We start from the raw sequence: 13,784 nt of genomic DNA, 5'->3' as shown, positions 1-13,784 counted from the left end.
CTGTCTTCAGGGTATGTCATGGATGCGATTACCACGAATATCGCCGGCACAGGAGTGCCTGCTACCGGCGTCCCGTTATCAGCCGTTCCGCTGACTATTCGATTCGCTGGAAGACTTTTTTACTTCCATCCGGTGAGAATGCGATAACATCGTAAGCCTCTTTTCGGGCTCCCATCTCCATTCCAGGACTTCCTGCTGGCATACCGGGGGTGGCGAGACCGTATATACCTGAACCAGACTGCATTGCCTTATGTATCGTTGTCGCAGGCACATGGCCTTCAATGATCAAATTACCGGCAACCGCGGAATGACAACTTCGCAGTCCTGCAGGAATAGCATGCTTTTCTTTCAGGGCTGACAGCGCCTGATCATTCATGACGTGAGTTCGTACTTCAAACCCGTCTTTTTCCATCGCCTTGCCCCACAGGGAACAACAGCCACAGTTTTCAGATTTGTACATATCAATCACTTTTTCACTCGCCATCGCGGGCAGTGAAAGGCCGAGAGCCAGCGCCATCAGAACCACTTTTTTCATACTCACCTCTGTATATTATCGATTTAAACCCTGACGTCAGGGTGAATCAGTAAAGAAGGACACCCACAGGGGGTGCCCTTTCAGGTTCAGGACACGCTTTTTTTATGTCTGCGCAGCCAGATTAATTTGTAGGCGGCAGGAATAATGAACAGGGACAGCAGCGGAGCCGTGATCATCCCACCAATCATGGGTGCCGCGATACGGCTCATGACTTCTGAACCTGCACCGGTTCCCCAGAGTATTGGCAGCAGACCCGCAATGATCACCGCCACGGTCATGGCTTTCGGCCGGACACGCAGTACGGCACCATGATAGAGGGCTTCATCAAGGCCTTCCGGTGTGAACGTCTCTTTACGGGACAATTCCGGGTGCGCTTCAATGGCATGACGCAGATACATCAGCATGACCACGCCAAACTCTGCTGCCACCCCGGCCAGAGCGATAAACCCCGTTCCGGTTGCGACAGACATATGGAAGCCCTGCCAGTACAGGAACCATATCCCGCCAACCAGGGCGAACGGCAGGCTCATCAGGATCAGCAGGGCTTCATCAACCCGGCGGAATGCCAGATACAACAGGATGAAGATGATCATCACCGTCATCGGCACCATCAGCTTCAGTTTCTTGTTGGCATGCTCAAGCAGTTCAAACTGTCCGGAGAATGACACGCTGGTACCCGGTCTCAGTTTCACTTTCTGACTGATCGCCGTTTTAATGTCATTAACCACCGACACCATATCCCTGCCGCGCGCGTCAATGTAAATCCAGCTGGCTGGACGGGCATTTTCCGTTTTCAGCATAGTCGGCCCGGAAACGACCTTAATATCCGCAACATCGCCCAGCGTGATCTGCTGCTTCATCGGGGTCAGGATCGGCATCTGTTTCAGGGCCTGCGGGCTGTTCCGGTAATCCTGCGGATAGCGGATATTAATCGGGTACCGGGCCACGCCTTCAACCGTTTCCCCTACCGTCGCGCCGCCGATGGCTGATGAGATGAACAGCTGCACATCGCCCACCGTCATTCCGTAGCGGGAGGCTTTTTCCCGGTTGATATCCACATCAATGTAGCGCCCGCCTTCCAGTCGCTCTGCGAGAGCAGACACTACGCCGGGTACGGTTTTGGCGACCGCTTCGATACTCTGCGCCGTTGCATCGATATCGGACAGAACCGTTCCGGACACCTTGATACCTATCGGGCTTTTGATCCCGGTTGAGAGCATATCAATACGGTTACGGATTGGCGGCACCCAGAGGTTTGCCAGCCCCGGTAAACGGACGGTCCTGTCGAGTTCTTCAATAATCTTGTCAATCGTCATGCCTGGACGCCACTGATCCTCAGGTTTGAGCTGGATCGTGGTTTCAACCATTTCGAGCGGTGCGGAATCCGTGGCGGTCTCTGCTTTACCGGTCTTGCCAAATACAGAGGCCACTTCAGGAACGCTTTTGATTAACTTGTCCGTCGTCTGCAGGAGCGCTGCAGCTTCAGCCGGAGAGACACCCGGCAGGGTCGACGGCATATACAACAGGTCGCCCTCGTTAATCTTCGGCAGAAACTCACCGCCCACCTGGCTCAGCGGCCAGATAACGGTGAAAATGGACAAGGCCGCAACCAGCAGGGTTGTTTTTGGCCAGTGGAGAACCCGCAACAGCAATGGATGATACGCTTTGATCAGTACCCGGTTCAGGGGGTTACTGGTCTCTGCAGGAATTTTCCCCCGGATCCAGAATCCCATCAGAATCGGAATGACGATGATGGCCAGCGCGGCCGCGCCCGCCATGGAGTACGTTTTCGTGAATGCCAGCGGGCCAAACAGACGTCCTTCCTGACCTTCCAGGGTAAAGATAGGAATAAAGGACAGGGTGATGATCAGCAGGCTGATAAACAGTGCGGGTCCCACTTCAACGGAGGCATCGGTAATCACCTTCCAGCGGGTGGCGTTGTCAATCTGCTCACCCGGATGCTGATGATCCCACTCCTCAAGCCGCTTATGCGCATTCTCAATCATCACAATGGCGGCATCCACCATCGCACCGACGGCAATCGCTATCCCTCCCAGCGACATGATATTGGCGTTCAGTCCCTGGAAGTGCATGACGATAAAGGCGATACACAGACCAAGCGGCAGAGAGATAATCGCCACCAGGGCAGAACGTACGTGCCACAGGAACAGGGCACAGACGATGGCCACCACGATAAACTCTTCCAGAAGTTTGGAACTGAGGTTATCAATCGCCCGGTCGATGAGCTGGCTGCGATCGTAGGTGGTCACGATTTCAACGCCTTCCGGCAGGCTGGCCTTCAGCGTCTCAAGTTTATCCCTCACTGCCGTGATAACGTCGCGTGCATTTTTACCCGACCGCAGGATCACCACGCCGCCAGCGACTTCGCCCTGGCCGTTCAGCTCGGCAATACCACGCCGCATTTCAGGCCCGGTCTGCACGCGGGCAACATCCCGCAGATAAACCGGCACGCCGTTCTCGCCTGTTTTCAGGACGATGTTATTAAAATCATCAATGCTCTGAAGATAACCGCTGGCACGGACCATATACTCAGCTTCGGCCATTTCAACGGATGAGCCACCGGCCTCCTGGTTAGACGATTCAAGGGCCTGTTTCACTTCGGGCAGGCTGATACCATACTGAGACAATTTTACCGGATTGACCTGAATCTGGTACTGTTTCACCACGCCGCCAACCGAAGCGACCTCAGCCACGTTCGGGATGGTTTTCAGCTCAAATTTCAGGAACCAGTCCTGCAGAGAACGCAGTTCTGAAAGGTCGTGTTTTCCGCTGCGATCGACAAGGGCATATTCAAATATCCAGCCCACCCCCGTGGCGTCCGGACCGATTTCAGAACTCACACCGGCGGGCAGTTTTCCCTGTACCTGGTTCAGGTACTCCAGCACGCGGGAACGGGCCCAGTACAGATCGGTGCCGTCTTCAAAAATGACATACACATACGAATCACCGAACTGTGAAAAACCACGCACGGTTTTTGCGCCAGGCACGGACAGCATGGTGGTGGTAAGTGGATAGGTGACCTGGTTTTCTACAATCTGCGGGGCCTGGCCGGGATAGCTGGTTTTGATAATGACCTGCACATCTGACAGGTCAGGCAAGGCATCGACAGGCGTGTTAATAATCGTCCATGTGCCCCAGATGCTGAGAAACAGGGCCCCCATCATGACCAGGAAACGGTTGGCGACAGAGCGCCGGATAATCCATTCAATCATCGTCGTCTCCTCAGTGCCCTGAATGCATATTTACAGGCTGGTCAGACATTGCTGGCATACTGCTTTCTGTTTTTTCAGGGTGGCGCATACGTTCCAGTGCGCCCGTAATATTGGCTTCAGAGTCAATGAGGAACAGGCCACTGACCACCACGGTATCGCCTTCATTCAGGCCGGAGCCGATGCCGGACTGTTGCTGTGACTCATGCAGAACGTGGATCTGTTTCGGCACAAACTTGCCTTCATCATCAACAGTAATCACGCGCTGTTCTTTGCCGGTATCGATAACGGCCTGGCTTGGTATCAGCAGCATCTCCTGGCTTCTGGTATTCAGTTTCAGATAGGCATTCATGCCCGGCTTGAGAAACTCATCCTTATTAGAAACCTGGAGACGGACCTGAAGCGTACGGGTTGTCTGATCCACGCTGGGAAGAATATTCCATTTTTCGACATGGAATGTTTTATCCGGATAAGCCGGTACCGAAATTTCAAACTGCGACGTATCTTTCAGCAGATAGGCGATAGATTCTGGCACTGCAGCGCTGATCCAGACCGGGTCCATTCCCTGAATCTGAGCCACCACCTTATCTTTCGAAATATTCATGCCGGTGCGCAGGTCAAATGCAGTAATGACACCATCAATAGGTGCTTTAATGGTAAAACGGGTCTGAATGCTCCGGGTAGAACGCAGTCTCTGAATATCCTCTTCCGGCATACCTGCCAGGCGAAGCCGTTCCAGAACGCCTTTAATTTGCGTGGAAGTACCACCGGTGCTGGATAACAGAAGGAATTCACTCTGTGCTTCCACCCAGTCCGGAATGGTAATATCGATAAGTGGCGTCCCCTTCTTCACATGATCGCCAATCGTCATGGGGTAGACTTTTTCGACAAACCCGTCAGAACGCGCCTGCACAATAACAAACTGATACTCGTTATAGCTGACATTAGCCGGGATTGTCTGAGAATAATTCAGCATTCCTCGCGTGACTTTTTGCGTTTTTAATCCCAGATTCTGAACCTGGGTTGGGTCGATACGGATCCCGCCACTGCTTTTATCGCCACTGTCATCAGCATATTTTGGCACCAGGTCCATATCCATAAAGGGCGATTTTCCGGGTTTATCAAATTTGGTATCCGGTTTCATTGGGTCATACCAGAAAAGCACCTTTCGTTCCGGTGCCTTTTGTTCTGTTTTTTCTGTCTTTTGTGCTGAGTTTACATACTGCCAGGCAGTAACCGATATCAGCCCCCCTGCTATGAGGCTGCTGATAATTATTGCAGCATATTTTATCTTTAAAGAAGCCATACAATTTTCCGCTAAAAAATCAAAACACCTGGCATATGCGCCTGACGGTTAACTCACACATATACCTATGTGAATGTACAGGCGCACAGGATGTAATCGCTCCGGACAGCCAATCAGGACTGCGTCACGTTAATGCTTTTGAGTAAGGAGATATTGCCCTGCTGAATAAACGAGAAATCGACATGGTTGCCTGTTTTCAGGGCATTAATAGCATCGTCTGCATTAACAAAAGTAAAGCGCATGGTCATTGCAGGCCAGCCCACCGCTGGAATTGCTTCATGCGAAATGGTGATTTTCTTAGTATTCATATCAATGTCTTTAACGACACCGGTGCCCTTGATAACTTGCTGTACCGAAGCATCACTGGCAGTATTCATATCGCCATGCTGATGTGTTTCAGCATGAAGACCGGCAGAAAACATGACAGAGAAGGCACCAAATAAAACGGCTTTAAGTGAATTACGCATTTTAATTTCCTGATTAATTAAATAAATTTACTCTACCCAACCGCCACCCAGCGCGGTAAACAGATTAATTTCGTTAACCTGCCGGGAATAGGTAAGATCGAGAATGGTTTGCTGGGTAGCGAAGAGGGAACGTTCTGCATCCAGCACTTCGATGTAACTGACAGCACCACTTGCATACAATCCTCTGGCACGCTGGAGAGTTATCTGAAGTGAATCAAGATAACGCTGCTGTGACTCAAGTTGCTGGCTAAGGCTGTCGCGCAGCGCAAGCGTGTCGGAAACATCCTTAAAGGCTGACTGAATTTTTTGTTCGTAATTAACCACCGACTGTTGCTGGCGAATTTCAGCCAGCTTCAGATTGGCTTTATTCCTGCCAGCATTAAATATAGGAATTTCAATTTTAGGGATAAAATTCCACATTCCACTTCCTGACGTAAACAGGCTGGACAGCTCCGTACTGCTTGCGGAAAGACCACTGGTCAGGGTAATTGAGGGGAAAAAGGCCGCTCGCGCTGCGCCAATATTGGCATCAGCCGCTTTCAGCTGATATTCCGCTTCCATAATATCCGGTCGCTGCAGCAAAATTTGTGAAGACAGATTTGGTGGCAATTTTACTGGGGCTATCTCCCCGCCTTTCATCCCTTTTTCTGACGGAAGTGCGCGGTACGTTCCCAGCACCAGTTGCAGGGCATTGTTTGCCTGAGCCAGATCGCCTTCTCGTTTGGCTATTTCGGCGCGGGTACTTTCGATTTGTCCTCGCGCCTGTTCAAGTGCCAGAACGTTCGTACTCCCGGTCACGAGCTGCTGCTCAACGAAAGCATAGGACTGTTGATAATTTTTCAGCGTTTCCCGCGCAATACGAAGTTGTTCGTACGCCAGTTGCTGGCTGAAATAGCTTTGTGAAACGTTGGATACCAGCAGGATGTGTACGGCCCGACGGGCTTCTTCGCTGGCAAAGTAGTTCTGGCGATCAGCATCACTCATGTTCTTAAGTTTGCCGAAAAAATCGAGCTCATAGCTGAGCTCCAGTCTCGCGTCGTACTCCTGTGTGGTCGGCTTGTCACCTTTCAGACCACCGCTGTATGTTATCCCGGATGAGGCATTCAGCTGGGGATAACGATCTGCATCCGTGACGTTGAACTGGGCTCGGGCCTCTTCAACCTTCAGGGCAGCCATTCTCAAATCACGGTTATTAGTCAGAGCTTCACCGATCAACCGGGTAACCTGGGGATCGACAAAAAAGTTACGCCAGCCCGTATCCTGATAGCCATTTACCGCTGGCGTCAGGCTGTTATGGGACAGTGAAAACTGCTGGGGTACCGGTGCTGCGGGCCGCTGATATTCAGGCGCAAGCGACACGCAGCCTGCCAGGATGAATATCGTGCTAATGCTGAGTAATTTTAATTTGAACATAACGCTTCTCGTCCAGGCAGACCTGGTAAATGGTTCAAATGAAGTCCAGAGTATTGATAGGGGTACTTTACCTAACGCTCTCTGTTTGCCGGGTGACAGGATAATGACAATGTTGTCATTTTTGCTGTAATCCGTTGATAACGATCGTGGGCGCAATAGAATGACATTAGCAGCCAGCCGGGGAGCAAGATGAAAATATTGATCGTCGAAGACGAAATTAAAACAGGTGAATATCTCAGCAAAGGGCTTACAGAGGCAGGGTTCGTAGTGGATCACGCTGATAATGGTCTTACCGGATATCATCTCGCCATGACAGCCGAGTATGATTTAGTCATTCTGGATATCATGCTACCTGATGTGAACGGCTGGGATATCATCCGCATGCTGCGCACTGCCGGAAAGGGTATGCCGGTCTTACTGCTGACAGCCCTCGGCACGATCGAACATAGGGTCAAAGGACTGGAACTGGGTGCGGACGATTATCTGGTTAAACCCTTTGCGTTTGCCGAACTGCTCGCCCGGGTGAGAACCCTTCTGAGGCGGGGAAACACGATGATCACGGAAAGCCAGTTTAAGGTGGCTGACCTCTCGATTGATCTCGTATCCAGAAAAGTCAGTCGCGCCGGAAACCGCATTGTGCTCACCAGTAAAGAGTTCAGCCTGCTGGAATTCTTCATTCGCCATCAGGGAGAGGTTCTTCCCCGCTCCCTGATTGCCTCTCAGGTCTGGGACATGAATTTTGACAGCGACACTAATGCGATCGATGTCGCAGTAAAGCGACTCCGCGCTAAAATAGACAACGATTACGAGACAAAGCTGATCCAGACAGTCCGGGGCGTGGGCTACATGCTGGAGGTCCCGGATGCATAGCAAACCTTCCAGACGCCCTTTCTCACTCGCTCTGCGGCTGACCTTTTTTATCAGCCTGTCCACGATACTGGCTTTTATCGCATTCACCTGGTTTATGCTGCATTCTGTTGAAAATCATTTTGCCGAGCAGGATGTCAGCGATCTTCAACAAATCAGCACCACACTGAACCGTATACTGCAGTCCCCGGTGGATCCGGATGATAAAAAAATAAGCAAAATAAAGGAATCAATTGCCAGCTACCGCAACGTTGCCCTTTTGCTCCTCAATCCCAGGGGGGAAGTGCTCTTTAGCTCAGCTCAGGGGGCGGCACTACGCCCGGCAGTGAATTCAGCAGATTTTAGCGAGCACAGCCGCGCACGGGATGTCTTTCTCTGGACGGTGGAGGATCCTGCGGGACCGATGGATACCGGGTCCGAAATGAAGATGGAAACATACAGGATTATCGCCTCCTCTGGTCAGGCGATATTTCAGGGCAAACAGCAGAACTATGTCATGCTGACTGGCCTATCCATTAATTTCCATCTCCATTACCTCGATGCGCTGAAAAAGAACCTGATTGCGATTGCCGTCGTGATAAGCCTGTTGATTGTTCTGATCATTCGAATCGCTGTCCGTCAGGGGCACCTGCCCCTTCGTAATGTCAGCAATGCCATTAAAAACATCACCTCCGAGAATCTTGATGCGCGACTGGAACCGACACGCGTTCCCATTGAGCTGGAGCAACTGGTTATCTCGTTCAATCATATGATTGGAAAGATTGAGGATGTCTTTACCCGCCAGGCCAATTTCTCTGCCGATATCGCGCATGAGATCAGAACGCCCATCACCAATCTGGTGACGCAGACTGAAATCGCACTGAGTCAGGATCGAACACAGAGGGAACTTGAGGATGTCCTCTATTCCAGTCTTGAAGAGTATAACCGGATGACCAAAATGGTCAGCGATATGCTGTTCCTGGCACAGGCAGATAATAATCAGCTGATACCTGACAGGGTCATGTTTGACCTCAGAGCGGAAGTCATGAAAGTCTTCGAGTTTTTCGAAGCCTGGGCCGAAGAACGCAATATCACGCTCAAATTTAACGGGATGCCCTGCCTGGTTGAGGGAGATCCACAAATGTTCAGAAGGGCGATCAATAATCTGTTATCCAATGCCCTGCGTTATACCCCGGAGGGACAGGCAATCACCGTCTCAATAAGAGAGCAGGAGAGCTTTTTTGACCTTGTGATTGAAAATCCGGGGAAACCAATCCCTGAAGAGCATTTATCAAGGTTGTTTGACCGTTTTTATCGGGTGGATCCGTCCAGACAACGAAAAGGAGAAGGCAGCGGCATCGGCCTTGCGATTGTGAAGTCAATCGTGGAAGCACATCACGGAAGAGTGCAGGTGGAATCGGACGTACACTCAACGCGTTTTATCTTATCCGTGCCCAGACTGGAGAAAATGATTCCGGACACCCAGTGCTGGGAATAAAGATTTAAATGACAAAGATGTCATTAGCCTGTCATGCAGCAAACAGAAGCCATTCGATATAATTAGTGCAACTTATCAGGAAGGCTGGATTGCTTTATCAATATCCGGCGTCAGTGGACGCCAGGAAATGAATATCCAGTCCCCTCCCGGAGAAATAAACACTTCCGAACCTGTTTCAGTTATGGAACTGAAAACACCGGTTGTACTCCCCCGGACATCACTAATTAAGAAATGGAGAGTTATCATGAAAAATATCGTATTAGCATCCTTGCTGGGCTTTGGCTTAATTTCTTCGGCCTGGGCCACTGAAACCGTGAATATCCATGAGCGGGTCAACAATGCACAGGCACCTGCTCACCAGATGCAGTCTGCTGCGGCTCCTGTCGGGATCCAGGGGACTGCACCTCGTATGGCCGGTATGGACCAGCATGAACAGGCCATTATTGCTCATGAAACCATGACGAACGGGTCGGCGGATGCGCACCAGAAAATGGTGGAAAGTCATCAGAGGATGATGGGAAGTCAGACCGTTTCCCCTACCGGGCCGTCGAAGTCATTAGCGGCAATGAATGAGCATGAAAGAGCTGCAGTTGCCCATGAATTTATGAATAACGGTCAGTCTGGCCCACATCAGGCCATGGCCGAAGCGCATCGTCGCATGCTCAGTGCAGGCTGACGGCGAGGGAAGTATCTGTGCTGTCCTTATTTCCTTGATAGATTTTTCCGTAACCGGATATATGGCAACATCTTTGCCCCCTACAGGGGGCATTTTTATCAGATTCTGCTACAGTTAACGGGCATCAACGCTAAAAGGATATTTTTTATGAAAGCCAGAAACACTTTATTTGCAGTATTAATGTTATCCCTGCCAGCGATTTCAGCAGAACATTCAGAAATGAAAATGACTGATATGTCTACCTCGGCTTCGTCACAGGAATATATGGCTGGCATGAAAGACATGCATGACAAAATGATGGCTGCCGTAAATGAGTCCGATCCCGACAAGGCTTTTGCGAAAGGCATGGTAGCGCACCATGAAGGGGCAATAGCAATGGCTGAGACCGAGCTCAAATACGGAAAAGATCCGAAAATGAGAAAGCTCGCGCAGGACATCATTAAAGCTCAAAAAGGTGAAATTGAGCAGATGAATAAATGGCTTGATAGTCAAAAGTAAACATTGTAGAAATGTCACGACAAGCGTGATTTTACATCGTTCCTGGGCGCGGGAGTCGGTTAATCTTTATATAATTCAAACCCGATTAATTTCGGGTTTTTACTACTCTGTACTCCGGTCCTTTGTTGAGGACCGGAATATATGCACCTGAGATGCTTATTTAATACATTATCTCGTCATGGATACAATGTCGCTCAGGATCTCAACCAGCTCGCTTCTCTCCTGCGTTCCGTCATGATAGGTTGATCTTGAGATGATTCTTTCTGATGTCATCTGAGGCCAGAATTTATCTAGTACATTATCGGGTTTCATTCCCACAGCCCGGCCGATTATTTTTTTAGCGTCACAGGTGTCCGTAAACGTGACGGCTACACCAGTAATTTCCTCGATAAGATCCGGGCACAGATAGTTTTCTATCTCACGTTTGCGCGTAGCGAAAAATACCTTACCGGCCTCCTCTACTTCTTTTTTACGCTTCTGGATGGACAGAACCTGTGCAGGGTCTCCCCCAATATCGGAGTCCAGAAATACGCACCAGGGAAGCCCCAGATCTTTGGCCAGATTCAATGTAACCCAGTGTTTGACGCTACCACACCCTCCTATGAGGACTGGCACTATTTTCACGTCCTCCAGAGAGGCTGGCAGCGCACCTGACTGTTTTAATGAACTGGCCGCATGCCTCAGGAAAGTAACATCCGACTTTCCCTCTACCAGAACAATCCCCTGCGCCCTTTCCATACCGGTCTCTGGCAGCACCCCCAGGCTTTCAGTGGCTTCCTTCAGCACTGCGTCATCCGGCATTTTTACTACGGGTTCACCCGCCTCATTTCGGGTAACATAACGTACGCCTTCGACAGGGATTAATCCGGCCAGCGCCGGGACATGGGTGGTGACGATAATCTGACGGTGCGGCTGGCCTGCCAGTGCCAGTAACGCTTTCATCAGCATCATCTGATAGTTCGGATGCTGTGACGTTTCAGGCTCCTCTATGGCATAAATCACATTTCTGGGCGTCCCCGCGACATTCTTTTCAGCCTCAGCCCGAAAAAAATTCAACAGGATAAGCCTCCTTATCCCGCTGCCGCGCTTATTGATGGGGATGCCATTTTCCCCGTCCAGGGTGAAATTGAAGGTCCACTTGGGTTTCTCCTTAAATCGTGGAGTCAGTTCACTGGCGAGTTCGGGGGCCATTTCACGTAATTTATCCAGCGTTCTCTGTGCGACATCCAGGACGCTGTCCTGAATCTCATTTTCCAGCGCTGTAATTTTGTCCTGCAGCGCAGCCTGAGCGTCTTTTACGGCCTGCTGTAAGGGGTTTTTAGCTTCGGAATCCCCGTCGCTGCTTTCCCTGTCGGCTTTGAAAATCGCATACGTGGGCAGCAAATCGAGGATCTTACCCCATAATGATTTTGTGTCGGTTCCGAACTCTTTATCGACATCCAGCATAATTTCCGAACAGGTATAGGGGGCTGCGGCTTCCCTGATGGCCTGACGCCATAACGATGCAGTGCGTTTATCCGCCACATTTTTTTCAACTTCTTTTCCCACCGCCTTGAGCTCAGAAATTTTCATGCCCAGTAAATTTCTCAGGGGCTCCTCATCCGGGTGGATGCAGCGGATGCAGGTCTGCTCCGGTTTTCCTGAGGTCGTTGCTTTAAACGTTTTGACGATTTCAAAATTGCCGTCCTCATTCAGCAGATGTTCTGAGGCGAGCGTGGTCTGCACCCTGTCGTCGATCATGATAAAATCGGGCAGGTCATCAAATTCACAGGCTATTTCAAAACGGCCGTCCCCTTCTCTTAGGCTGAAACAGTTCATGTCATTCTTGTCAGCCTTCATTCCTTCTGTTTCAAAAAAAATAGCCAGCGCTTCCAGAAGCGTTGATTTCCCAAAGTCATTACGACCGACAATACCCGTCATGCTTTCATCAATAATGATTTCAGTAGAGTTTCTGTAGCCTCTGAAGTTTTTCAGTTTTAATTTTCTGAGCCGCATATGAAGTCCTGTGTGTAAGAAAGCGTTTTGCTGCAACCTGAATACAAAATATATTTTCAAATGCCTGCCAACAAGCAGGGATAACCGTTATTCAGAATATCTTAACGACATTTCGGGATTATGATCTGGTCGCGCTTTCAGAACTTTACTGCCCCTCAAAACACCGGAAACTAACTTGTGGTTGGTTACATGGCAAAGTTAAAACTCCAGAATCACGGGTAATGATTTCAATGCTTATTATATTTTTTGGAATTGACTCATGAGCTTTATAATTTAAATGATAATAATAACCATTCTTTTATGCGTAATATTTGCTACTGACACTGATGAATTTAAAAGAAGATAGATTTTCATTTACGGATTATTTCCTAAATTCATCGATAATGTGATCGACATAAAATTTTCACTGAAGAATGAAGAGATAATTTAAGGCCGAGCGAAATAGCTCAAAATGGTGTATTTAACATAACAGAAGAAATGAAAGGCTCTATCGCAACCTGATACTTCAGGCCGCTAAGGGGTTAATCTTGTTGAAGAAAAATTAGACCGGGAAGCGCCAGGCGTCACCATTTCTCCCGCCTGGCTGGAAGTGAAGAATAATTGTGCATAGCTCCGTATTCGGGCTTTGCATCTGACAATGGTTCCCTGGATGAAAGTACGATCTCCACTCCAAGGACGCTGAACACCCTAAACAAACGCTCAAAACCCGCACTTGCAGGGTTGGCCTCTAGTCGGGCATAAGTTTGCTGTGTTATACCCAAACGTTCAGAAACATCTTTTTGCGTCAGTCCATTGGCTTTGCGAAAGCCGATTAAAACAGGACGTAACTGATTCAAAGTCTTCAAAGCGTATTGAGTGTTCATAAGTGACCTTCCGTATCGACGAGTTAACAAGCATAACGCAGGGATTTACAGCATATAGGCTGTAATGCTCATTAACAGACTATAGGCTGTAATACGAATCCTGCCAAGATGCGGCATCTTTCAAATACAAGGCCGTATTGGGTAAGCAGTACACCGTTATATAGCACCCCTTGCCCCTTTGCTGGAGAGGGACCCACGTGATCGCAGGTCTTTTAGACGTTGTTGCTAACCGGCATCATACACAGGTGGTAACCCCCAGGGAAACTCTATGAGTGATAATTTATTCCTGCCCCAGTCAAAATATAAAACCTTATCTAACTAGCTTTCTTAGTATTTTATAAATGAAGTGAAATTAGCGAAGAAGTTGGTGATGCTGCCAACTTACTGATTTAGTGTATGATGGTGTTTTTGAGGTGCTCCAGTGGCTTCTGTTTCTATCAGCTGTCCCTCCTGTTCA

11 protein-coding genes are annotated in these 13,784 nt (G+C 49.4%); 4 read left to right on the top strand and 7 right to left on the bottom strand.

The features are described 5' to 3' along the window. Window positions 1-94 precede the first annotated feature (94 nt). The 5 genes from ACOTZF_RS22670 to silC form a co-directional block, all read right to left on the bottom strand. Window positions 95-535 (bottom strand): DUF411 domain-containing protein, encoded by a 441-nt coding sequence (locus ACOTZF_RS22670; protein WP_000758225.1) that lies wholly within the window; start codon window positions 533-535, stop codon window positions 95-97. 86 nt (window positions 536-621) lie between these two features. Then, window positions 622-3,768 (bottom strand): Cu(+)/Ag(+) efflux RND transporter permease subunit SilA, encoded by a 3,147-nt coding sequence (silA, locus tag ACOTZF_RS22665; RefSeq protein ID WP_000574029.1) that lies wholly within the window; start codon window positions 3,766-3,768, stop codon window positions 622-624. A gap of 10 nt (window positions 3,769-3,778) precedes the next feature. Further along, window positions 3,779-5,071, bottom strand: coding sequence for a Cu(+)/Ag(+) efflux RND transporter periplasmic adaptor subunit SilB (gene silB / locus ACOTZF_RS22660; protein WP_000157620.1), 1,293 nt, complete (start codon window positions 5,069-5,071; stop codon window positions 3,779-3,781). Between the two features lie 113 nt (window positions 5,072-5,184). Further along, entirely contained in the window at window positions 5,185-5,538 is a 354-nt protein-coding gene (gene cusF / locus ACOTZF_RS22655; protein ID WP_001246155.1) for a cation efflux system protein CusF, read from the bottom strand. Between the two features lie 27 nt (window positions 5,539-5,565). Continuing rightward, window positions 5,566-6,951 carry a Cu(+)/Ag(+) efflux RND transporter outer membrane channel SilC gene (silC, locus tag ACOTZF_RS22650; protein WP_000475506.1) on the bottom strand — a complete coding sequence of 462 codons (1,386 nt, stop codon included), beginning with the start codon at window positions 6,949-6,951 and terminating at the stop codon, window positions 5,566-5,568. A gap of 189 nt (window positions 6,952-7,140) precedes the next feature. On the opposite strand from silC, the gene silR reads away from it, so the two are divergent. The 4 genes from silR (at window position 7,141) to copM (ending at window position 10,469) form a co-directional block, all read left to right on the top strand. Beyond that, window positions 7,141-7,821: a copper/silver response regulator transcription factor SilR gene (silR, locus tag ACOTZF_RS22645; RefSeq protein ID WP_000697968.1), complete on the top strand. Its 681-nt coding sequence runs from the start codon at window positions 7,141-7,143 to the stop codon at window positions 7,819-7,821. Continuing rightward, entirely contained in the window at window positions 7,814-9,295 is a 1,482-nt protein-coding gene (silS, locus tag ACOTZF_RS22640; protein ID WP_000555736.1) for a copper/silver sensor histidine kinase SilS, read from the top strand. The genes silR and silS overlap by 8 nt, the downstream gene beginning before the upstream one ends. Window positions 9,296-9,539: 244 nt before the next feature. After that, window positions 9,540-9,971: a silver-binding protein SilE gene (gene silE / locus ACOTZF_RS22635; protein ID WP_000790485.1), complete on the top strand. Its 432-nt coding sequence runs from the start codon at window positions 9,540-9,542 to the stop codon at window positions 9,969-9,971. Between the two features lie 147 nt (window positions 9,972-10,118). Further along, complete coding sequence (gene copM / locus ACOTZF_RS22630; protein WP_000647571.1) at window positions 10,119-10,469, top strand: CopM family metallochaperone; 351 nt, start codon at window positions 10,119-10,121, stop codon at window positions 10,467-10,469. Window positions 10,470-10,637: 168 nt separating this feature from the next. On the opposite strand, the gene ACOTZF_RS22625 is transcribed toward copM, so the two are convergent. Next, on the bottom strand, window positions 10,638-12,464 hold the full coding sequence (locus ACOTZF_RS22625; RefSeq protein ID WP_001239419.1) for an AAA family ATPase: 1,827 nt from the start codon (window positions 12,462-12,464) through the stop codon (window positions 10,638-10,640). A gap of 563 nt (window positions 12,465-13,027) precedes the next feature. Then, window positions 13,028-13,327, bottom strand: a complete 300-nt coding sequence (locus ACOTZF_RS22620; protein WP_001097216.1) for a helix-turn-helix domain-containing protein — start codon at window positions 13,325-13,327, stop codon at window positions 13,028-13,030. Window positions 13,328-13,784 lie beyond the last annotated feature (457 nt).

This window comes from Enterobacter cloacae complex sp. SHL021 (genome assembly GCF_049237765.1).
Classification (GTDB): Bacteria; Pseudomonadota; Gammaproteobacteria; order Enterobacterales; family Enterobacteriaceae; genus Enterobacter; species Enterobacter cloacae.
This window is presented reverse-complemented; position numbering and strand designations above follow the sequence as displayed.